This window comes from Rufibacter ruber (genome assembly GCF_001647275.1).
In the GTDB taxonomy this organism is placed as follows: domain Bacteria; phylum Bacteroidota; class Bacteroidia; order Cytophagales; family Hymenobacteraceae; genus Nibribacter; species Nibribacter ruber_C.
Genome location: NZ_LRMM01000078.1, coordinates 1 through 21,522 on the forward strand (window position 1 = coordinate 1; position 21,522 = coordinate 21,522).

Sequence of the window (21,522 nt, forward strand, 5' to 3'; positions counted from 1 at the left end):
GAAGCAGCACATGGACAGGGAGAAACTCATCTAAGAACCGGCAATGGTGATGCTTGCCAAGGGCCACTCTTCTGGCGTTCTATGACAGAATTGCCAGAAAAATAGCCGAAAGCCGTGTAAAATCTTTATTTTAGCCTTGGGCCTGTCTGTTATTTCTGCAACCGCGCCAACGCAAGCCGTGGTTTGCGCCGCTGTTTTGGGGCAGATTTCAGAAAAACAGGCCAGAAACAGAACCCTGGCCCCCGGTAAAAAGCAAAGCTTGCTACCGGGGCCGGGCGGGCGAGACTTCTTTCTTCCGGTTTCCCCCGCAGAAGCAGTACTACTTATGAAAGCAATTATTCCGGTGGCCGGCATGGGTGCCCGCCTCAGACCTCATACGCATACCCAACCCAAAGCCTTGGTGCCCATTGCGGGAAAGGCCATTCTGGGCCACATCATTGAGCATTTGCAGGCGGCGGGCATTACGCGGTTTGTGCTGGTGGTGGGCTATCTGGGCGAAAAGATCATGCATTACGTGCAGCGCAAGTACCCGCAGCTGCAGGTGGAGTTTGTGGTACAGCAACCGCGCGAGGGGCTGGGCCATGCGCTGTGGGCGGCCAGGGAGACGTTCCGGAGCGAGGAGAACGTGCTCATTCAGCTGGGCGATACCATTGTAGACGTGGACCTGGCGCAGATTCTGGCCATGGACCACACGGTGCTGGCCGTGAAGAAGGTGAAAGACCCGGGCCTCTTCGGCATTGCCGAAATGGACCATGACGGGTTCATCACCAAAGTGGTGGAAAAACCGCGTATCCCAAAGTCTAATTTCGCGCTGGTGGGCCTCTACAAGATTGCCAACCCCGCCAAGCTGGTCCAGTCGCTGGAGCACTTGATAGCCAATGACATCAGGACCCAGAACGAGCACCACCTCACTGATGCCCTCATGCACATGATCCAGGAGGGCGAGAAGATGGTGCCGCTCACCGTTGACCATTGGTTTGACTGCGGCCGCAAAGACACGCTGCTCCAGGCCAACGCCACCCTGCTCAACCGCCCCGAGTTCAAAAGATCTGAGTATCCGCAGTTCCCCAACACCATCATCATTCCGCCGGTGAGCATTGGCAAAGACGTGAAGATCACCAACTCCATTGTGGGCCCCAACGTGGCTATTGGCGAAGGTGCCATCTTGAACTACACCATTGTGCGCAACTCCATCATAGGCGGCTACGCCGAACTGGGCTACGCCGTGCTGGAAGACTCATTAGTAGGGTCAGACTCTGCGCTGAAAGGCCTGAGCCAGCGGCTGAATATTGGGGACAGTACGGAGATTGATTTTAGTCATTGACATGCGTGTCACGTAGCAAGTAGCGCGTATCATGTAGCAAGACTGTAAGCCATACTTTATGATGTATTTGTAGTAAGATGTTGTCTTGATACTTGCTACGAGATACTTGATACTAACCATGAACAGAATCACCCAACTCTTCCACATACAATACCCCATCATTCAGGCCGGCATGATCTGGTGCAGCGGCTGGAAACTGGCCAGCGCAGTGAGCAACGCGGGCGGACTGGGACTTATTGGCGCGGGCTCCATGTACCCAGACGTGCTGCGCGAGCATATCCAGAAATGCAAAAAAGCCACCGATAAGCCGTTTGGCGTGAACGTGCCCTTGCTGTACCCAGACCTGGAGGAGCATTTTAAGATCATCCTGGAAGAGAAAGTGCCCGTGGTGGTGACCTCGGCGGGCAACCCCAAGACCTGGACCAAAATATTGCAGGAGAACGGGGCCAAGGTGGTGCACGTGGTGAGCAACGTGAAGTTTGCCAAAAAGTGTGAAGAGGCCGGGGTAGATGCCATTGTGGCCGAAGGTTTTGAAGCCGGAGGGCACAACGGCCGTGAGGAAACCACCACCTTCTGCCTCATTCCCATGGTGCGGCAGGCGGTGAACCTGCCGTTGATCGCCGCGGGCGGCATAGGGAACGGGGCCGGGATTTTCGGGGCGTTGGCGCTGGGGGCCGAAGGCGTGCAGGTGGGCAGCCGGTTTGTGGCCAGCCTGGAGAGCAGCGCGCACCAGGCCTTTAAAGACCGCGTCATTGCGGCCCAGGAAGGGGATACCGAGCTTTCCCTCAAACAACTCACGCCCGTGCGCCTGCTCAAAAACAAGTTCTACCAAGACATAAAAGCCGCCGAACTGCGCGGGGCAAGCACCCTTGAACTGGCAGAACTCCTGGGCTCCCGCCGTTCCAAACGTGGCATGTATGAAGGTGATTTAGACGAAGGCGAACTGGAAATCGGGCAGATTGCCGCGCTGGTCAACCACATCAAACCCGCCGGTGACATTGTGCAGGAGATGTGGCAGGAGTTCTTAGCCGCCAAGCAGAAGTTTTGCGGGGAGTGGTAGCATTTCCGTTTTCGGGCTGTTTTCTGGAAATCAGGCCAAAAACAGGAATTATAGTAAAGTTTTAGCCAGATTATGATTTCTTCAGATGACAATAAAGAGAACTGCTCCTCTCTTGTCATTCTGAAAGAATCTTGGTGGCGAACGGCAGTAGCAGTTGCCTTTCTGGTACGCCCACAAGTTCCTTTCAGGATGACAGAATAAAAAGAGGCACCATATTCCATTTGAACAGACCAGAATCTCCCCTTGCCCCAGAACCTTCTCCATACCGCCCTTGCCCAACACGTACAACTTACCTCAACCCAGGAGGCCGCGTTTCTGGCTATTTGCACCCCGCGTGAGGCGAAGAAAAAGGAGTTCCTGCTGCGCACGGGGGAAGTGAACCACCACCTGTACTTTGTGCAGAGCGGCTGCCTGCGGTCATTTATCATTGACCAGAGCGGAAAGGAGGTGAACCTGGAGTTTGCCGTGGAAGGCTACTGGATCAGTGACATTGCCTTCAACAAGCCCGCGCTGCTGTCTATTCAGGCGCTGGAGCCCACGCAGTACGTGCAAATTAACCTCCACGCGTTTGAGCAGCTCACGCAGGAAGAACCCGTTTTTAACCTGTTTTTCAGAAAACTGCTCCAAAACGGCTACTTCGCGTTTAAGAAGCGCATGCTCACGGGCATGACCCAGACCGCCGCCCAAAACTACCGCGATTTCCTGCTCAAGTTCCCCGGCCTGCCGCAGCGCATCCCGCAGTACCACATCGCGTCTTACCTGGGCATCACCCCTGAGTTCTTCAGCACCATCAAAGCAGAGGGGCTGGATTTATACCAGCAGGCGATGGACAATCTGTAAGGCTTCCTTCTTCTTTTTAAGGCGCCTTCCGTCTCCCCTTAGAAGGACTGGGATGGTTCCTTCAGCAGACTTACTGATGTGAGGGGACGTCTTCCCGGGAATCACCTTTTCATATCTGTAGCTAAAGCCGCTGGTTCTTCTACATCTTTTGTCATCCCAGCTCGGCAAAGGGGCAGGGCCATTAAGTTCTAACAAGGTCGCTCTTCCGGATTTGCCATCCGGAAGCAGGTCCTGAGGGGATTTGTAATCCCCGTTTCGTGGCCTTTGAATAACTATTTCTGCGGATTGCAAATCCGCAGGATACTCCGCTGGTCGGGATTTGTAATCCCGACCAGCGGAGGAAACAGGCTGAAAACGAAAAACAGATTCTACACCTTCCGTCCCCCTTGGAAGGCTTGGGATGACAAAGGCCGATGAAGGCCCATTTCATTCAGATAAGCGAACTGAAAAGATGATTCTCGGGAATGCGTGATTCTGCAGAAAAAATCATCCCGGGCCTTCCAAGGGGACGGAATGCGTGAGAATTTATGAAAAGCCATTTCTTAAACTACCTTATTCTTTTCGGCTTTGGGTTTGCTGACCTTTGTCCTGTGAACCCGCGGCGGGGCGGACGTTTGGCCCAACCCTTCCATCCGCGCAGCGGGATTTCACTTTTTCACCCGCATTAACAAGGCCTTGGAAAGAAGGAGTTTTATCAAATCAGTCGCCGGAGGCGCTCTAGCTATGACTACGTTATCTGCTTTCAGAAAATTTACAGACGAACTACAATACCAGGAATACACCATGCCGGTGCTGTTTGTGGGCCACGGTTCACCCATGAACGGCATTGAAGACAATGAATTCAGCCAGCGCTGGACCCAGCTGGCGCAGGAGATTCCGGTGCCCAAAGCGGTGCTGGTCATTTCGGCGCACTGGTTTACCAGGGGCACCAAGATTACCGCCATGGATTTCCCACAGACCATCCATGACTTTGGGGGCTTCCCCCGGGAGCTGTTTGCGGTGCAGTACCCGGCGCCGGGAGATGCGGCGCTGGCCCAGGAAACCGCCTCTTTGATTAAAACCGCCCCCGTAGAACTGGACCATGACTGGGGCCTGGACCACGGCACCTGGACCATTGTGCGGCACATGTACCCGCAAGCCAACGTGCCGGTGCTGCAGCTCAGCATTGACTACACCAAAGGGCCGCAGTACCACTATGAGCTGGCCAAAGAACTTACGGCGCTCCGGAGGAAGGGCGTGCTCATCATGGGCAGCGGCAACATGGTGCACAACCTGCGCCTGGTGAGCTGGGAGATGATCAACGGCGGCGGCTATGACTGGACCCACACCATCAATGAGAAATTCAAAGACCTCATCCTGGCCCGTGACCACCAGCCGCTCATCAACTACCCAACCTTGGGCAAAGAAGCACTCCTGGCCATACCCACGGTAGAACATTACCTGCCGCTCCTGTACACGCTGGGCCTGCAGGGCCAAGACGAAGCCGTGTCGTTTTTCAATGACAAGATGGTGGGCGGCTCTTTGACCATGACCTCGGTGAAGATAGGGGCGTAACCTCAAAAGAAAAGGAGGCTCTGTTGAACCTCCTTTTCTTTTACACAGGTATAGACCCTGCCTTTTCACTTGCAGGAAGTAACCAGCCGTGTCTCCTGTCTGGCAGGGAGCTATGCCTTACACAGAGGGAGCAAAGCTAGTTTAAGGCAACCTTGTTCAATGAGTACCCTTTGCCAAACTTGATTTGGTTGCTTCTCAACAGCACTACTTTGTCTGGGGCAAGCCAGCAGGCGAAATTGGTGAAGGTCATGTAGCTGTTTTCACTGATCCTTTTAGGGCTGCTGATATCTCCGGTAGCTTTATTGACAACCCTGGTATAGGAAGACATATCCTTGGCTTCGCCTTTGGGGGCCTCAGAGGTGATGATGTAAATCTCATTCTTATTCTGGCTCACCAGGGCTTTCATCATATCTGCCCCGGGCAAGTCTCTTAAGACCAGGTTACGCCCAATAATGCTGTTCCATTTGTTTTCACCGGCCTCAAAACCTGTGATCAAGATGTCTTCAGCATATTGCAGCGGCGTTGACTTGGTGGTTGTACGCGTATGGTTGGTCCCTGGAATGGTAGAAGTGGTGGTGGTGGTAGAGCTGGTGTTGTTGATGGCCTCAGAAACCAGGTAGATAGAAGAACCGTCTATCAAGATTTCTGACACCCACATGAGCTTAATGGTTTTAGGCCGGTCAAACTTTTTGCTGAAGGTCTTGCCGCCGTTCAGGACGTCTTTATCGTTCACTTTGCTGTAGAGTTGCGCCACATACTCTTTGTTGAACTCTTTGCTCTTGTAAAGCTTTGCGTTCTTGGCGGTAAAGTCAATGTCATAGACATGAATGGCCACCAACTCTGACCTGTTCAGGTTTTTCTCTGTGGTGACTATCGCTCGCTCTCCGGCCAGTTTAAGTTTGTAGTGCCCAAAGCTTTCTTTCTCAGCCGTCTGGTGCTTTACGGCAACCTGCGCGGCTTCTTTGCCGGCGGTGCTCAGCTTGGTGAATTTTACCCTGTCCTTGTCTTTAGAGTTGGAGACTACCAGTACCAAGCCGCCATCATCGGCAAGCGCAGAGGTCTCTATCTCTTCGTTTGTACCCGTTTTGAACTCTTTCTTGTACAGCTCCTCTAAATTGATGTCATACAAGGCCACCAGCGCATCTTTGCCCTTCTTAGGATATTGCTCCAGGGTGTAGAAGTACTTCCCGTTCTCAGAAAAACCTACCCTGTGGGAGCTGGAGAGGGTTGGGTGCAACAGAGGGAGGTCTAACGCAACCTCTTTCTGCTTCACCAGTTTGCCCTCTACATCATACACCGAGGCTTTAAACCCGTGCCCTTTTTTGGTATAGGCGTTGGGGCGGCCATAGCTCTCCACTACAAAGATTTGGTTGCTCTCTGCGTGGTACTTGAAAAGGGGGTCTGTGTACTGCCCATGCTCCAGCGGAATACTGAATTTCTGATTCAAGTTGGCATCATACCCTACAATGGCCGCTTTCTTCTTGTCTATTTCCTTGAACATGAGAAAGAGATTGTCATTGATTTTCTCAGATGCCTTTCTGTGTACAACAGGCACCACTTTGTTTTTGTAATCAGATTTCACCTCTAATTCAAATTTCTGTGCTTGGCTGGTGATTCCTTTGGAGAGCAGGCCAACAAGAAGAAGAGCGTAAAGTTTTTTCATTTGAATGAATGATTAAATAAAGGGTTAAATTTTCCTTAAGATAACAACTAAGTTCAAACCCTGAAACCCTAGAACTATGGTTTCCTTTGGCAGAAGCGTTTTTTCTGATGAGGGCACTTTCCTTACAAATCAACCTTTCTAAATCTGCCGTGGGCTGGTTTACCGTTTTTGGCCTATTTTCAGCAAAACAGGCTAAAAACGCCTTTTCTACTCTGCGGCTTTTCCTACCTTCGCGGTAGAGGGTTTCCGCGGCCGCGGAATAAAGAAGATGATCCAATACCTGCTTTTTGACTTTGACGGCACATTGGTTGACTCCAAAGAGGCATTCTTGGCGGGGTTCAACCAGTTGGCGGCGCGGGAGGGGTTCAAGCCCATGCTGCCCGAAGAGGTGCCGTACCTGCGCACGCTCACCATCGCGCAGCGCGCCCAGTATTTGAATTTCCCGCTGTACAAACTGCCTTTCTTCACGCTGCGGTTTTACAGGCTGTACAAGCAGCAACTGAGCACGGTGACCTTGTTCCCCGGCATCAAAGAGCTGCTGCAGAGCCTGGCCGAGAAAGGCGTGCAACCGGTCATTCTTTCGTCAAATTCAGAGTCTATTATCCGGGAATTTCTGCAGCGGCAAGGCATTACGGCCGTGCGGGACGTGCTCACCTCCAGCCGCATCTTCGGGAAAGACAAGCTCCTGAACCGGTTCCTGAAAGCCAAAAAGCTAATTCCCGCCCAGGTCTTGTATGTGGGCGACGAGCTGCGCGATATACTGGCCTGCCAGAAATGCGGTATCAAGGTGGCGTGGGTAAGCTGGGGCTATGATGCCTGGGAAGTGGTGCAGCCCGCCCACCCGGACTACGTGCTGCACACGCCGCAACAACTGCTGGAGATTCTCTAGAGAGCAAGTGCGTTTTTGGCCTGTTTCCCGGAAAACAGCAAAAACAGGAAGGGAATCTCCAACGATTTGGCTCATTGGTAGAAGCCCAGCGCCGGTTGGTCTAAAAGATTTTCGGGTGCCCCAATGTCTCTTTTACTTAGTGCCACCAAAGGGGAAAACTGCTCCTCTCACCTCAAACTTCTACCGCTATGGCGCTGCGCAACAAAGATTTTCTGGTTCTGCTCATCCGGCTTTTCCTGGGCTACGTTTTCTTCTCGGCGGGTATCTGCAAGCTCACGCACGGCAACTTCGGGCAATTGATTGGTCCGCCGTGGCTGGAGGAACGGCTGGCGCAGTACGGGCTGGGGCTGTTTGCGCAGGTGGTGGCCGTGAGCCAGGTGGTGTGCGGGGCGCTGCTGTTCTCGCAGCGGTTCAGCACGCTGGGTGCGGTCATGCTGGTGCCCATGAACCTGGCCATTCTGGCCGTGACAATCTCACAGAACTGGACCGGTACGCCTTATGTGAACGCGGTTTTCCTGCTGCTCAACGGGTTGTTGCTGGCGTATGAACACCAGAAATTCAAATTCCTGTTTTCGGCTGCGCCGATGTCTGCGCCTGCCGCTACGGCTTTGGATAGGTACCGGGCCGGTTTTTGGCCGTGGGCTATGCTGGCGGCGGCACTGGTCACCCTGGCAGTAGCGCCGTTCAACGTTCAGGTGCTCACCAATACAGCTGGGCTTATCACATTTGCCCTGGTAGGCGCGGCGGTGCTGCTGCCGGCGGGGCTGAACAAGTGGGAGAAGGTGATGGTGGCGCAGGCCGTTGGCAATATGTGCTTGATGACGCTTGCTTTTATTTCGGCCATACTGCCTATTCTGGCGGTAAATACGCTGGTAATCCTGTTGCTTTTGCTGGTCAATGTCTGGCTGCGGTCTAGAAGGACAACCCAAGCCCGGTCAAGCATTCCCCTTTCGGCGTAGCCGATGGAATTGCCTGAAATGCGTACCTTGCCTCGGTAACGAAACGTCTAAAATTCCCGCACTCTTTTGCGGGCGAAACTGACCATGGCACCCCTCACGCTCTACCGGCAATTGGCCCCGCCGCCAGATTTGGCGCTGTACGTGCGGTATTTCTGGGTAGCAGAAGGTCCGGAAATCAACCTGCCCTATCACTTCAGCTCGGTGGCGACCGGTTTGGCCCAGCTGACGTTCCTGTACCGCGGAAGCTTCTCCTCGGCCTGTTTTGAGCCGCCTGTGGCAGACCAAGCCCAGGAAACGCAAGGGCTGCTGGGCGCGGCACTGTACCCGTACACGGCTCATTTGCTTTTCAAGTCGGGGAAGGTTCCAGAAGAGCAGTCACAGGTGGTCAACGCTTCCTTTCGGCAATTAGAACAGCAGATTGCCGATGCCTCTTGCCATGACCAGCGGCTGGCGCGGCTGGTGCAGTTCCTGACAGCGCAGTTACAACCCAAGAACATTTCCCCAGACCCGCTGCTCACTTTCATTAAATCTGATATTGACGCGAACCGCATCACCGATGTAGAGCGGCTGTTTGACCAGATGCACCTTTCGCGGCGGCAGTTTGAACGGCGGTTCAAGGCGCTGCTGGGCACCAGCCCCCGCGAATACGCCAAGCTGCAGCGATTCCGGTACGCGCTGCAGCAGTTCCAAAAAGACCCGGCCCAGAGCTTTACGCAGTTGGCGCTGGCCAGCGGTTACTATGACCAGGCCCACTTCAACCGTGACTTCAGGGAACTGACGGGCGTGACCCCGTCTGAATATTTCTCTGAAGGGAATCCGGTGCCGGGGCTGTTGCCGTGAGAATGTCGTTTGGGTACAAGTTCCGGCTACGCCGATGCCCTACTTTTGCCCTGTACCTTATTTGAAACGACATGACCAAAGCACTTCATTTAACCGATGCCTCGTTTGACGAAGCCATCAATACCGATAAACCCGTTCTGGTAGATTTCTGGGCCGAATGGTGTGGCCCCTGCCGCATGATTGGCCCCATAGTAGAAGAACTGGCGCAGCAGTACGACGGCCAATTGGTAGTAGGCAAACTGGACGTAGACACCAATCCACTCATCACCACCAAATATGGCGTGCGCAACATGCCCACGCTGCTGGTCTTCAAAAACGGACAGGTAGTAGACAAACAGGTGGGCGCGGTGCCCAAGTACGTGCTGGAGCAGAAGCTGGCGGCGCATTTGTAACCGCACGTAAAACTATGAAAAGCAAAAGAGGCCGGGACATGCGTTTCCGGCCTCTTTTTGTAAAATCAGGGCAAAACTGGCGGGATCATTTGAAGCTTAAGAGCTGCAAAGGAGGATAAAAACACAAACTGCGTCTCTTAAAAAGATTCTCCCCTTGAGGGGAGCGGAGAGGGGTGTTTACACCTGCCGGTCATGACGTTCCTGACTATGGCGCAGAAGTTACTTCTGGAACTTTTCCCGTTAGACACGGAAGTAACTTCCGCGCCATAGAAAAAGAAGGAATCATCAGCAATACGTGCTATCTCTGAGTAAACACCCCTTTTTATGAGCTGCGCTCGCTGCCTCAAACTACAATCCTCAAAGGGAGCATTTGCGCTTAATGGCATAAGAAAATCGTAAAGAACACGTTTCCGGCCTCTTTTTGTCAAAATAGGGCAAAAACAGGAATTGCCCTAGCATTTAGAACCTCACGGGTACAGCAGGTACTTCTTGCGCAGTTCTTTGAAGGCGGCCAGGCCCGGCTGCCACGTTTCCCTGATTCGCTCCTCTGACCAGCCTTCCTGCACCTGCTTCCGGAAATCAGACACGCCAATGAGCCGCTCAATCACCCCCATCTGTTTGCTGTAAGAAGAGTCAAAGAAACGTTCTTTCTCTGGATAGGCGTTGTAGAGCTCCAGCAGCCAGCCAATGTTGATCTGACGTTTTCTCCGGAGCTGTCCTGTGTCATAGTTGCGCAGGTCCAGGCCATAGCAGACTTCGTTCATGTGCAACGGACTCTCGCTCATGCCGGGTATGCTCACGGGCGTGTAAGAGAACTCGTACTTGCCTTTGAGTTTGGGCGCGCCCATAATGGTAAACGGGTATTGGGTGCCGCGGCCGTGGTTCAGAATGGTGCCTTCAAACAGACAGGTGCTGGGGTAGAGCATGATGCTCTGCGCGGTGTTCAGGTTGGGCGAGGGCTTCACCGGCAGCACGTACGGCATGTCATGGTGGTAATTGGCAATTTTAATGATGTTGATTTTGTCCAGCTTGAGGCCGTGGGCCATCCAGCCTTCGCCGTTAATCATCTGCGCGAACTCGCCCACCGTCATGCCGTGCGCAATAGGGATGGGGAACTGCCCGATGCCTGATTTGTGCTTCATGTCCAGAATGGGGCCGTCAATGAGGTAGCCGTGCGGGTTGGGGCGGTCCAGCACCATGAACTCCACCTTGTGCTCGGCAGCAGATTCCATGACATCGCGCAGGGTGTTGATGTTGGTGTAGAACCGTACGCCCACGTCCTGAATGTCATAGATAAGTACGTCAACGTTGGCGAGGTCTTCTTTGCTGGGCTTCTTCTTTTTGCCGTAGAGGGAGATGATGGGGATACCCGTTTGCGCATCTACCTCATCGCCCACGTGCGTACCGTTGCTGGCGTTGCCCCTGAACCCATGCTCGGGCCCAAACACTTTCACAATCTTTATACCCAAAGCCTGCAGACTGTCAACGCTGGACTTGTTCCCGATGATGGAGGTGGGATTTACCACCAACGCCACACGCTTGCCTTTTAGGTACGGCACGTACTTTTGGGTTTGGTCAGCGCCGGTGATGAGGCCAGGTTTTGCGTTGGCCGCCGTCGGCTGGCTGCTGGTTGCGGTGGAATTGGCAGAGGTTTCTTTAGAGCAGGAGGAGCAGCTTAAGGTCAGCAGCAATAAACCGCAGGAAAGGTATGATAGGAACGTTTTAGCCATAGTTTGGAGGGTTGCGTTGGGTGAGATGCCCGTAAGGCTGCTAATGTAGAAGGTTATATTGAGAATAGGAATGCTTTTAAGAAAAGTTAAAAAGTTGGTTCTATTGCCGCCTGCCGCTGACCGCTTCTGTGGCCGGCCCTTTTCCTGGGCTTTCAGCACAGTGGCAGATTAAACTATTTATTGTCAGGAACATCAAAGGAGGAAAAGTCCCGCACCGCTATGTTTCAAATCTTTCTTCGCCTGCTCACCCTGGCGGTGACCGCCTTCTTTGTTTCGGCTTATAAGGGAGAAGCTGCGCCTGCCTCGCCTAAAGCACCGCTGTACTTTCCGGCGGTTGGTTCTTCTTTCTGGGAAACCATGACTCCCCAAAGCCTGGGCTGGAACACCGCCGCCCTCCCTGAGCTGATTTCCTTTCTTAATAAAAATAACACCAGGGCGTTTCTGCTGTTGAAAGACGGCAAAATAGTGGTGGAGCATTACAATGGCTCCGTTGCCAGAGGAAGGCCTTTTCAGGTGAACAGCCGCTGGTATTGGGCGTCGGCGGGCAAAACGGTTACGGCTTTCATGGTGGGCAAGGCCCAGGAAGACGGCTATTTGTCTATCACCGACCCAACCAGCCGGTATCTGGGCAATGGCTGGACGAGCCTTGCCCCTGCGCAGGAACATCAAATCACCATCAGGCACCAGCTTACCATGACCACCGGCCTGAACGACCTGGTGCCGAACCGCAACTGCACTACCCCCGCCTGCCTAACCTACCGCGCTGCCCCTGATACCCGCTGGGCCTATTACAACGCGCCATACACCTTGCTTAGCCAGGTAGTAGAGAAAGCAACCAAACAAGAGTTCCAAACCTATTTCCAGACCCAGCTCCGGGACAAGATTGGGATGGATGGCCAGTGGCGGCACCTACAGGATAATTACGTCTATATCAGTACGCCAAGGTCTATGGCCCGTTTCGGGTTGCTCATGCTCAACAACGGCAAATGGGGAGACACGCCCATTCTGAAAGATGCCGCTTTTCTGAACGCCATGGTCCGTACATCTCAGCCCCTGAACCCGTCTTACGGTTACCTCTGGTGGCTCAACGGCAAGGCCTCTTTTCTGCTGCCTACCTCACAAAGGAGTTTCTCCGGCAGCATTGTACCCAATGCGCCCACTGATATGTATGCCGCCCTGGGCAAGAACGGCCAGTTTCTGAACGTGGTGCCCAGCCAAGGCCTGGTTTTGGTACGCATGGGCGAGGCACCCAGTGAGGAGGAGGTGCCGGTGGTGTTTCTGAATGAAATTTGGAAGCGGGTGAATGCGGTGGTGAAGAGGTAGGGGCGTTGTGGGGAATGCAAGGTACAGCCGAAGCCTAACATAAGCTGCCCCTTCTCTTTTTGTCATCCTGAAAGGAACCTGTGGGCGAACGTAACGGCGGTTAAACAGACGCTTATCCAGTTCGCCCACTGTTTTCCAAGATGACAAAAGTGAGTGACTTGAGACTCAGGATTGTCTAAGAACAAAAAGAGGCCAGAAACTTCCGTTTCTGGCCTCTTTTTTGGAAAACAGCGCTAAACCAGCTTGTTATTCTTTGTCAATCAACTCCACGCTGCGCTTCACAAACGCAGTCAAAGCCGCACCAGACAGCATGTTCTGCGACAGCAACGCCAGGTCATAGGCTTGCTTGGCGATTTTCTCGCCGCGTTCGTCATCGCCTTTCAGGATGCGGTGGTTGATGGGGTGGTTCGCGTTGATGGTCACGTTGTACATGTCAGGCAGGTTGCCCATCATCATCATGCCACCGCCGCCCATGCGGTTCATGTCTTTCATACGGCGCATGAACTCAGGTAACGTGATAATCACCGGCTGGTCATCTACGCTCAATGCCTCCACGCCTACGGTCATGTTCTGGTTGTCAATGGCCTTCTCAAAGAGCTCCTTCAAACGCTTGGTTTCGTCTTCAGATAGAACGCTTTCGGGCTTGGCATCGGTCTCAATGAGCTTGTCAATGGTATCAGCGTCTACGCGTTTGAGCGTGGTTTTCTCCAGTTTCTGCTCCAGCTGACCTATGAAGTGCGGGTCAATCATGTGGTCCAGCTTCACCACGTCATAGTTGCGGTTCTTGGCGGTCTCTATGAAGGCGTGCTGCTTCTCGGCGTCGTTCGTGTACAGAATCACCAAGTTGCCGTTTTTGTCGGTTTGGTTGGCCTGCACGTAGTTGCGGTACTCCTCTAAAGTGTAGAACTTCTCATCGGTGCTTTGCAGCAACGCGAAGTCTTTTGCTTTCTCGTAGAATTTGTCGTCAGAGAGCATGCCGTACTTCACGAACACAGCGATGTCGTTCCACTTTTCTTCGTAGGCGGTGCGGTCTTTCTTGTAGATTTCGTTCAGCTTATCAGCCACCTTGCGGGTGATGTAGGTGTTGATTTTCTTCACGTTGGCATCGGCCTGCAAGAAGGAACGGCTTACGTTCAACGGAATGTCTGGCGAGTCAATCACGCCGTGCAACAGCATCAGGAACTCTGGCACCACGTCTTTCACCTCGTCGGTAATGAATACCTGGCGGCTGTAGAGCTGGATTTTGTTTTTCTGGAAATCGAACTCGTTCTTCACCTTCGGGAAGTACAGAATACCGGTCAGGTTGAACGGATAGTCCACGTTCAGGTGAATCCAGAACAGCGGGTCTTCAGAGAACGGATACAGTTCTTTGTAGAAGTTCTTGTAGTCTTCGTCGGTTAAATCAGACGGCGACTTGGTCCAGATAGGGTTCGGGTTGTTGATAACCTCACCGTTGAACTCTACCGGAATAGGCAGGAACTTGCAGTATTTGTTCAGAATGGTCTGCAGACGCGCCTCTTCCAAAAACTCCTCAGAATCTTCGGCAATGTTCAGAATCACATCGGTTCCGCGCTCAGTGCGGGCACCGTTGGTGATGGTGAACTCAGTAGAACCGTCGCAAATCCAATGAGCAGGCTCGGCACCGTCTTGGTGCGACAAAGTGTCAATCTCCACGGTGCTGGCCACCATAAACGCCGAGTAAAATCCAAGACCGAATTGACCAATGATCTGGCTCTTGTCTGCGTTAGAGTCTTTGTAGCGCTCCACAAACTCAGTGGCGCCAGAGAAGGCAATCTGGTTGATGTATTTCTTAATCTCCTCGGCGGTCATCCCTATCCCGTTGTCCGAGATGATGATCTGCTTCTTCTCTTTGTCCACCTTCACGGTCACCTTCAGTTCGCCCAGGTCGCCCTTCAGCTCACCAATGCTGCTGAGGCTTTTGGCTTTCTGGCTCGCGTCAACCGCGTTAGAAACCAGTTCGCGCAAGAAAATCTCGTGGTCAGAGTACAAGAACTTCTTGATGATCGGGAAAATGTTCTCGGTGTGAATCGAAATCGTGCCTTTTTCTTCCATTTCTACTTTCTCTATCAATGTGTTGTGAATTACTTTTTTCTTCTCTCACTTTCGGCTGCGCCGATGTTCTGTTTTTAGCCTACTTTTCAGAAAACAGGCTAAAAACGCATTCCGTCTTATATTTTCTCTGGCGCTAGTCTCCGGACTCGTGCCTTTGGGTGCGTGGAGTCTCCAGACTCCTGTTTTTCTATTCGTGGTTCCCGGCGAGTCTGGAGACTCCACGCACCCATGGGCACGAGTCTGCAGACTCGCGCCAGGCGTGAAAACGCAAAATATAGGTACGTCTTCGTCCCCCATTGAAGGCCCGGGGTGATTACTCCTGCTGAATTACTCCTGCAGAGTCAAGCATTCCCGAAAGTCGCTCCTGCTCATTTAATGGCTGCCGCTGATCGTTTTGCAAACGGCCTTGTCATCCCCCTCCCTCCCTTCCAAAGGGGACTTATCAGGAATGCGTACTTTTTCTTTCTATGGCGCGGAAGTTACTTCCGTGACTTTCCTGTTGCTAGTTCCGCTTTTCCGGAGTTCTACTCCGGAAGCACTCGGCAGGGGAGTTCAACTCCCCTTTGTTGGCTTGTGGTTCCCGGCAGAGTGGAACTCCGAAACAGGGAGGTTCGGGAGTAGAACTCCCAAACAGCACGTACCACCATCAAAACAATGAACAATCAGCGTTTCATTTGGCAAAAGCTGTTCCAGCCTTCAGAAAATGACAGGTTGTCAGTTTTGGCCGCCAGAGTTTTGGCTTCGGGCTCAAACAATTTGTATATTTGTCCGTTCCTTCATTGTCAGTGAGAAACTTTACCAGATATAGCGCCCTTTTTCTGCTGTTGCTGCTTGCGCGGGTCATGACCCCCAACGAGCTGCTGCTGCAACTGCACGCGCATGAACACACGGTAGAGCGCCCGCACGACGAGTCGCAGACGCACATTGGGCAGAAGCACACGCACTGCCATACAGATAACCTCTTCCACGCGCCGTTCCAGCCCAGTGAAGCCGTTGTGCTGCCCACGCCGCTTACCTTTGGAATTTCCTTCGGGCCCGCCGCGCCCCAATTAGGGTACTCGTTTACCACCTACCACCAATACCTGCGCGGGCCGCCCGCCACGCAACTTTCCTAACCCGTTAACTTTTCCTTCGGAAGGGATGGCCGCGCTATCCCGGTTTTTCCTGTTTTCGGCCTGTTTTCCGGAAAACACGCCGAAAAACGCAATCCCTCCGCCGAAGGCGTTTGGAGGACGCTCCTCCTGTTTCCCCATTTCATTTTCCTTACTGAGTTGCGCAATTACTCTAACTATTTTGTGCTGCTTCTGCTGTGCGTTTGCCTGCCTTTCCCGGCGGTTTTCGCGCAGAATGGCCCTGTGCCCGCCGGGGCAGATGCGCTGTCTGACACAGATTGCGGCATCACGCTCTCCGGCACCGTCACCGACCATGAAGACCGCACACCCTTAATAGGCGCCACCGTGTTGCTGGATGGCACCCAGCTGACCAGCGTGACCGATGCCAACGGCCACTACCATTTCCATGGCCTGTGCCCCGGCACGTACACGCTGGTGGTGTCTTACATTGGCTACACTACTGAGCGGCTGCAGAAGGCAGTGCGGGCACCTGAGGTGCTCAACTTCAGGCTGCACCCAGACGGCCTGCTCCTCCACTCTGTTGAAGTGCGGGCGGCCCGGCAGCGTACGCAGATTACCCAGGCCACCGGCCAATTAAACGGCCGGGAACTGGCGCAGACGCACGGGCAGTCGCTGGCGCAAAGCCTGGAGCGGATTACCGGCCTGAGCAGCATCCAGACGGGGCCCAGCATTGCCAAACCGGTCATTCACGGCATGCACAGCAACCGCATTCTGGTCATGAACAACGGCGTGCGCCATGAGGCCCAGCAGTGGGGTTCTGAGCACGCGCCCGAGATTGACCCGTTTGTGGCCTCTGAACTGACGGTGGTGAAAGGTGCGGCCGGCGTACGCTACGGTGCCGATGCCATTGGCGGCGTGATTCTGGTAGAGCCCAAGCCGCTGCGTGATTCTGCGGGCACCAGCGCCGTGCTCAACCTGGTGGGCGTGAGCCATAACCGCCAGGGCGTGGTGTCAGGCATGGTAGAAAGCAACCCGGCGGCTTTGCCGGGTTTAAGCTGGCGGCTGCAGGGCACGCTCAAGAAAGCGGGCAACAGCAAGACGCCAGATTACTACCTCGCCAATACCGGCTACCAGGAGCAGAACTTTTCGGCGGCCGCCGGATGGACCCGTGACCAATTTGGGGTTGACGCCTATTTTAGCCGGTTTGACACTAAGCTGGGTGTGTTTTCGGCGTCGCACGTGGGCAATCTCACCGATATCAGAAACGCCCTGCAGCGCGAGCGGCCGGAGCCGGAGGCGGACTTTACGTATACCATCGGCGTGCCGTACCAGAACGTGACGCATGATTTGCTGCGGCTGCACGGTTTCTACAAAACGGGGACCGCCAGCCGACTGCTGTTCACGTACGCGCGGCAGTACAACATACGTGAGGAGTTTGACGCCCACGGCGACCAGAGCCGTCCTGGTCTTCGGTTTGAAATCACTACGCACAGCTCTGAAGCCCTTTGGGAACACCCGCTTATCTGGAACCTGAAAGGCAGTTTTGGCGCCACGTACCAGTACCAGTTCAACCGGTATGAGGGGCGGTTCTTCGTGCCGTTTTTCCAGAGCCACACCGGCGGCCTGTTTTGGCTGGAGGAATGGGAGAAAGGCAAGTGGCACGTAGAGGCGGGCGTTAGATATGACTACCGGCACCTGCAGGCCAAGCTATACCGCAAAGACACGCCGCAGCGCACAGGGCAGTCAGAGCTGGACAACCAGTTGCTCACGCCAACGCACACGTGGCAGAACCTTTCAGGGACGCTGGGAGTGATTTACCACTTCGGGCCGCACCTTGATTTGAACCTGAATGCCTCTACCGCGTGGCGCTCGCCTACCACCAGTGAGCTGTACAGCAACGGCATTCACCACGGCACGGGCACCTACGAGTACGGCAACGCCAATCTGGGCATGGAGCGGGCGTACAATCTTGTGGCAACGCTGGCCTACGTGCAGAACAAGCGCCTGAACGGTGAAATCAGCGTGTACCGCAACTATATAGACAACTACATCTACCAGGAACCCGACACCGTGCCCACGCTCACCATACGGGGCGCGTTTTTAACGGCGCGGCAGAAGCAGGCAGACGCCACCTTCACCGGCCTGGATGTGAGTGCGTCTTACCAGTTGACAGACCACCTGCTGCTCGCCACCAAGGCGTCTTTGGTACGGGCCTACAACCAAACCGCAGACGAGTATTTAATCTGGATTCCCAGTGACCGCTATGAGAACAGCCTGCGTTATTCAATAGATAAACTGGGGGCCCGCGGAGTTTTTGCGCAAAACTTTATCCAAATCAGTGGCTTGGCTGTGGCCAGGCAAAAGAACGTGCCAGACAATTACCTGGCGCGTGACTACGCCCTGCCGCCCGCCAGCTACTTCCTGCTGAATGCTGAGGCAGGCACTACCCTGCAACTGGGCCAACAGCAGATTGAGATTGGCCTCATAGGTCGAAATCTCCTGAACACCGCCTACCGCGACTACTTGAACCGTTTCAGGTATTACGCTGATGAAACTGGGCGGTCCATTACCCTGCGGGTGAGCATCCCGCTGAACTTTTAACCTTGATTTTTCACTTGAATTAACCCTAAGAACACCATGAAATTATTTTTGAAACCATCGCTCGCTATTCTGTTTGCCGCCACCGTGTTTATGTCTACCTCTTGCAGTGATGACGAGGACCCGGCCCCGGTAAATGAGGAAGAACTGATTACCACGCTTAAATTGACCATGGTGCCGCAGGGCGGAGGAGCAACGGTGACGGCTTCTTACCGTGATTTAGACGGAGACGGCGGCGCCAACCCTGTGATTACAGGTGCCCAACTGGCTGCCAACAAAGTATATGATGTGACCGTGCAGGTGCTGGACGAGTCTAAAAGCCCCGCCGAAGACATCACCGAGGAAGTAGAAGAAGAAGGCGATGAGCACCAGTTCTTCTACGTGCCTTCGGGCGTGAACTTAACGGTGGCCTACAATGACACAGACCGCAACAACCGGCCTATAGGCATAAAGACCAGAATGACCACTACCACCGCCTCTACCGGCAACCTGAAGGTGGTCCTGAAACACCAGCCCGCCCTGAAAAGCGCGACCAGCACCATCAATACCGGCGAAACAGATGTGGAGGTAACCTTCCCGGTGACCATTCAATAACCGTTTCACCTCTCCCGTTCTCTATGAGAAGCCTTCTGCCTACATGGCAGAAGGCTTCTCTGTTTATGACCTGTTTTTCTGAAATCAGGCTGAAAACAGACGCAAAAAAGCCGGGGCTGGTTCATCTCTAGTTGAACCAGCCCCGGCTTTTTTCTCGGTAGTAGAAATCAATTACTCATATACCGGCTCTACTTTATACCCTTGGTTGCGCAATAGTTGAATGAGGCCTTGCTCGCCGGGCAAATGGGCGGCACCCACGGCAATGAACGAAGGGCTTTTGCGCATCATGTTCACCAAAGGGGTCATCCAGCGCTGGTTGCGCTGGTCCAGGAGCAGAGCCTGGGTTTCTTTTTCGTTTTCCTGTGATGTAATCAGGTTGTAAAGCCCCTGCAGGTTTTCCTGCTGATACAGGCTCAGCATCTGTTTCATGATCTTGCGCTGGCGGTCAAACTGCTTCACACTGTTCAGGAGCTGTGACGCCTGCACCTCTACGGTGGCCTGGTCTAGCAGCGCCACCTGCTCTTCAGGGGTTTCCAGCACATAGATAGACTTGTGCCATCTGTTGGCCATTTTCAGCAATTCCAGGTCATATGACTCTGGGCTGTAGCCCAATAGCTTAGGGTAAAGCAGCATCTGGCCCAGAAAGCCGGGCTTAATGTATCTGAACTGCTGGAGGCTGCGCTCTAGCGTATCTTGCACAAACTGCGCCAGCATGTTGTATTCCTGCACAGACATGATAGACTCCAGCGGCTTGTTCATGCGCATGGCCTTGTTGATGCTCTGGGTCAGCTCAGGGCTTTCCAGGTCCACCTCAAACACCACAGTCTGGGATTTCACCATTCTTTGCTTTACCTTACCTGGCAGAGCAAACTGTTCTTTAGGCACCAGGTGGAAGGTTCCGTAGAGGTAAGAGGTTTTAATTCCCTTGCCGCTCACTTTCCAGAGCAAAGACTTTTGGTGAATGTTTGGCGTACCACAGACTCCAGCCTCAGGCATGAAAATACCAGCCAGCAGACCAAGAAGCAGTGTCCAGAAACAGGCGCCTTTAAACGTGTTCATTTAGATAAGGTTACAAAATCTTATCAAAAATATAAGTTTATTATCAGAGCCAAGATGATCTGGCTCACTTTTTTTTAGTTTTTTAGAAATATAGTAAAATAATATAATTTACTGTACTTAAAGTGATTATATATTTTAACCGATATTTACACAAGACAATCAGAAACTAAATAGAGTACTATTGCAAAATCACCCTGAAATTTCGTCACAACCTATGGCAGGCACTTCTATCTCTCCTTCTTCTACTAAAATTCTGAACACTGCCGTTGTGGTAGCGGCCCTGGGGTACTTTGTAGACATTTATGACCTGATCCTGTTCAGCATAGTCAGGATTTCAAGCCTCAAAGATTTAGGGATCACCAACCCAACTACATTGTTGAAAGACGGCGTTCACCTAATAAATATGCAAATGCTGGGCATGCTGCTGGGAGGCATCTTTTGGGGTGTCTTAGGTGATAAGCGCGGCAGAATCTCCGTCCTCTTCGGCTCTATCTTTTTGTACTCTATCGCGAATGTGGCCAATGGCTTTGTGACAACCTTAGATGCCTATTCCTGGCTCAGGTTTATTGCCGGGGTGGGGCTGGCCGGGGAACTGGGGGCGGGCATTACCCTGGTCACTGAGGTGCTGCCCAAGGAGAAGCGGGGCTATGGCACCACCATTGTGGCCTCAGTGGGCATTTCAGGGGCAATTGTGGCCGGTGTGGTTGGGGAGTACTTTCACTGGCGCACCGCCTATTTTGTTGGCGGGGGCCTGGGCCTGCTGTTGCTCCTGCTCCGGATTGGCGTGTATGAAAGCGGCCTGTTTGCCCGCACCAGGCAGGAGAAGGTTTCCCGGGGCAACTTTCTGAGCCTGTTCACCAGTGCGCCCCGCTTCTTCAAATACCTGAAATGTATTCTGGTGGGGGTGCCCATCTGGTTTGTGGTGGGCGTACTCATTACCTTCTCGCCAGAGTTTGGGCAGGCACTGGGGGTTCAGGTGCCCGTTTCAGCCGCCAAGGCCATCAGCTTTTGCTACTTAGGGCTGAGCCTGGGAGATGTGGCCAGCGGGGTGCTCAGCCAAAAGCTGAAAAGCCGCAAACGGGCGGTTCTTCTTTCCCTTTTCTTACTGGCTGTTGTGGTGGCGCTGTATTTGTTCGCCCGGGGGGCCGGTGAAGCCTATTTTTACGGCCTGTGCCTGGCGCTGGGGTTTGCCAGCGGCTATTGGGCCATGTTTGTGACCATTGCGGCAGAGCAGTTTGGAACCAATATACGGGCTACCGTTACCACTACGGTTCCCAACTTTGTGCGCGGGGCGGTGATCCCCTTGACCCTTACGTTCAGTGCCTACAAAGAAGCGTGGGGACTGCTGTTCACGGCGGGGGCTCTGGGCACCGTGGCCTTGGCGGTGGCGCTGGTGGCCATTTCAACGCTGCCGGAAAGCTATGGAAAGGACCTGGATTACCTTGAATAGAAATGCGGGTGGGGTTGCTTTCTCGCAACGCCTTTTAAGCCTTTAAATCTTTGTCTTTCCTGCTGCCATGGGCTCTGTCAGGAACTGCTTCTGCAGAACCT

At 53.5% G+C, this 21,522-nt stretch carries 17 protein-coding genes; 13 read left to right on the forward strand and 4 right to left on the reverse strand.

All coding sequences use genetic code 11. The annotated features are described in order from the left end of the window. The first annotated feature begins 325 nt into the window (after positions 1-325). The 4 genes from A8O25_RS19685 to ygiD all read left to right on the forward strand — a co-directional run bounded on the left by A8O25_RS19685 (position 326) and on the right by ygiD (position 4,778). Positions 326-1,324: a sugar phosphate nucleotidyltransferase gene (locus A8O25_RS19685; RefSeq protein WP_066838773.1), complete on the forward strand. Its 999-nt coding sequence runs from the start codon at positions 326-328 to the stop codon at positions 1,322-1,324. A 118-nt stretch (positions 1,325-1,442) separates the two neighbouring features. Further along, a complete protein-coding gene (locus A8O25_RS19690; protein ID WP_066838742.1) occupies positions 1,443-2,384 on the forward strand; it encodes an NAD(P)H-dependent flavin oxidoreductase in 942 nt (313 codons plus the stop codon). Between the two features lie 243 nt (positions 2,385-2,627). After that, positions 2,628-3,224, forward strand: a complete 597-nt coding sequence (locus A8O25_RS19695) for a Crp/Fnr family transcriptional regulator (protein WP_066838744.1) — start codon at positions 2,628-2,630, stop codon at positions 3,222-3,224. 723 nt (positions 3,225-3,947) lie between these two features. Continuing rightward, positions 3,948-4,778 carry a 4,5-DOPA-extradiol-dioxygenase gene (gene ygiD / locus A8O25_RS19700; protein WP_066838745.1) on the forward strand — a complete coding sequence of 277 codons (831 nt, stop codon included), beginning with the start codon at positions 3,948-3,950 and terminating at the stop codon, positions 4,776-4,778. 136 nt (positions 4,779-4,914) lie between these two features. Here ygiD and A8O25_RS19705 read toward each other — a convergent pair whose 3' ends face one another. Continuing rightward, positions 4,915-6,441 (reverse strand): hypothetical protein, encoded by a 1,527-nt coding sequence (locus A8O25_RS19705; protein WP_066838747.1) that lies wholly within the window; start codon positions 6,439-6,441, stop codon positions 4,915-4,917. A gap of 268 nt (positions 6,442-6,709) precedes the next feature. On the opposite strand from A8O25_RS19705, the gene A8O25_RS19710 reads away from it, so the two are divergent. From A8O25_RS19710 to trxA, 4 genes are all read left to right on the forward strand, one after another. Continuing rightward, entirely contained in the window at positions 6,710-7,330 is a 621-nt protein-coding gene (locus A8O25_RS19710) for an HAD-IA family hydrolase (protein ID WP_066838750.1), read from the forward strand. Between the two features lie 188 nt (positions 7,331-7,518). Next, a complete protein-coding gene (locus A8O25_RS19715; protein WP_066838753.1) occupies positions 7,519-8,289 on the forward strand; it encodes a DoxX family membrane protein in 771 nt (256 codons plus the stop codon). Positions 8,290-8,373: 84 nt separating this feature from the next. Further along, entirely contained in the window at positions 8,374-9,129 is a 756-nt protein-coding gene (locus A8O25_RS19720) for an AraC family transcriptional regulator (RefSeq protein ID WP_066838756.1), read from the forward strand. Positions 9,130-9,200: 71 nt separating this feature from the next. Next, the gene (gene trxA, locus A8O25_RS19725; RefSeq protein WP_066838759.1) at positions 9,201-9,521 is read left to right on the forward strand and encodes a thioredoxin; all 321 of its coding nucleotides are present in this window, start codon (positions 9,201-9,203) and stop codon (positions 9,519-9,521) included. A 467-nt stretch (positions 9,522-9,988) separates the two neighbouring features. Here the strand turns inward: trxA and A8O25_RS19730 are convergent, their stop codons facing one another. After that, positions 9,989-11,251: an exo-beta-N-acetylmuramidase NamZ family protein gene (locus A8O25_RS19730; RefSeq protein WP_066838775.1), complete on the reverse strand. Its 1,263-nt coding sequence runs from the start codon at positions 11,249-11,251 to the stop codon at positions 9,989-9,991. A gap of 219 nt (positions 11,252-11,470) precedes the next feature. On the opposite strand from A8O25_RS19730, the gene A8O25_RS19735 reads away from it, so the two are divergent. Continuing rightward, a complete protein-coding gene (locus tag A8O25_RS19735) occupies positions 11,471-12,574 on the forward strand; it encodes a serine hydrolase domain-containing protein (RefSeq protein ID WP_066838762.1) in 1,104 nt (367 codons plus the stop codon). A 246-nt stretch (positions 12,575-12,820) separates the two neighbouring features. Here the strand turns inward: A8O25_RS19735 and htpG are convergent, their stop codons facing one another. After that, positions 12,821-14,647 carry a molecular chaperone HtpG gene (htpG, locus tag A8O25_RS19740; RefSeq protein WP_066838779.1) on the reverse strand — a complete coding sequence of 609 codons (1,827 nt, stop codon included), beginning with the start codon at positions 14,645-14,647 and terminating at the stop codon, positions 12,821-12,823. Between the two features lie 785 nt (positions 14,648-15,432). On the opposite strand from htpG, the gene A8O25_RS19745 reads away from it, so the two are divergent. From A8O25_RS19745 to A8O25_RS19755, 3 genes are all read left to right on the forward strand, one after another. Further along, positions 15,433-15,762 carry a hypothetical protein gene (locus tag A8O25_RS19745; protein WP_066838765.1) on the forward strand — a complete coding sequence of 110 codons (330 nt, stop codon included), beginning with the start codon at positions 15,433-15,435 and terminating at the stop codon, positions 15,760-15,762. Positions 15,763-15,918: 156 nt separating this feature from the next. Continuing rightward, positions 15,919-18,321 (forward strand): TonB-dependent receptor, encoded by a 2,403-nt coding sequence (locus A8O25_RS19750; protein WP_082893774.1) that lies wholly within the window; start codon positions 15,919-15,921, stop codon positions 18,319-18,321. A 36-nt stretch (positions 18,322-18,357) separates the two neighbouring features. Next, the gene (locus tag A8O25_RS19755; RefSeq protein ID WP_066838767.1) at positions 18,358-18,912 is read left to right on the forward strand and encodes a hypothetical protein; all 555 of its coding nucleotides are present in this window, start codon (positions 18,358-18,360) and stop codon (positions 18,910-18,912) included. Positions 18,913-19,083: 171 nt separating this feature from the next. Here the strand turns inward: A8O25_RS19755 and A8O25_RS19760 are convergent, their stop codons facing one another. Further along, entirely contained in the window at positions 19,084-19,971 is an 888-nt protein-coding gene (locus tag A8O25_RS19760) for a TraB/GumN family protein (protein ID WP_066838769.1), read from the reverse strand. A gap of 214 nt (positions 19,972-20,185) precedes the next feature. Here A8O25_RS19760 and A8O25_RS19765 point away from each other — a divergent pair, with 214 nt between their 5' ends. After that, positions 20,186-21,421 carry an MFS transporter gene (locus tag A8O25_RS19765; RefSeq protein ID WP_066838771.1) on the forward strand — a complete coding sequence of 412 codons (1,236 nt, stop codon included), beginning with the start codon at positions 20,186-20,188 and terminating at the stop codon, positions 21,419-21,421. Positions 21,422-21,522: the final 101 nt, after the last annotated feature.

Bases quoted from the DNA above. Each gene is read 5' to 3' on its own strand.
- A8O25_RS19685 (WP_066838773.1), top strand. From the start codon at position 326: ATGAAAGCAATTATTCCGGTGGCCGGCATGGGTGCCCGCCTCAGACCT.
- A8O25_RS19690 (WP_066838742.1), top strand. From the start codon at position 1,443: ATGAACAGAATCACCCAACTCTTCCACATACAATACCCCATCATTCAG.
- ygiD (WP_066838745.1), top strand. From the start codon at position 3,948: ATGACTACGTTATCTGCTTTCAGAAAATTTACAGACGAACTACAATAC.
- A8O25_RS19705 (WP_066838747.1), bottom strand. From the start codon at position 6,441: ATGAAAAAACTTTACGCTCTTCTTCTTGTTGGCCTGCTCTCCAAAGGA.
- A8O25_RS19710 (WP_066838750.1), top strand. From the start codon at position 6,710: ATGATCCAATACCTGCTTTTTGACTTTGACGGCACATTGGTTGACTCC.
- A8O25_RS19715 (WP_066838753.1), top strand. From the start codon at position 7,519: ATGGCGCTGCGCAACAAAGATTTTCTGGTTCTGCTCATCCGGCTTTTC.
- A8O25_RS19720 (WP_066838756.1), top strand. From the start codon at position 8,374: ATGGCACCCCTCACGCTCTACCGGCAATTGGCCCCGCCGCCAGATTTG.
- trxA (WP_066838759.1), top strand. From the start codon at position 9,201: ATGACCAAAGCACTTCATTTAACCGATGCCTCGTTTGACGAAGCCATC.
- A8O25_RS19730 (WP_066838775.1), bottom strand. From the start codon at position 11,251: ATGGCTAAAACGTTCCTATCATACCTTTCCTGCGGTTTATTGCTGCTG.
- A8O25_RS19735 (WP_066838762.1), top strand. From the start codon at position 11,471: ATGTTTCAAATCTTTCTTCGCCTGCTCACCCTGGCGGTGACCGCCTTC.
- htpG (WP_066838779.1), bottom strand. From the start codon at position 14,647: ATGGAAGAAAAAGGCACGATTTCGATTCACACCGAGAACATTTTCCCG.
- A8O25_RS19755 (WP_066838767.1), top strand. From the start codon at position 18,358: ATGAAATTATTTTTGAAACCATCGCTCGCTATTCTGTTTGCCGCCACC.
- A8O25_RS19760 (WP_066838769.1), bottom strand. From the start codon at position 19,971: ATGAACACGTTTAAAGGCGCCTGTTTCTGGACACTGCTTCTTGGTCTG.
- A8O25_RS19765 (WP_066838771.1), top strand. From the start codon at position 20,186: ATGGCAGGCACTTCTATCTCTCCTTCTTCTACTAAAATTCTGAACACT.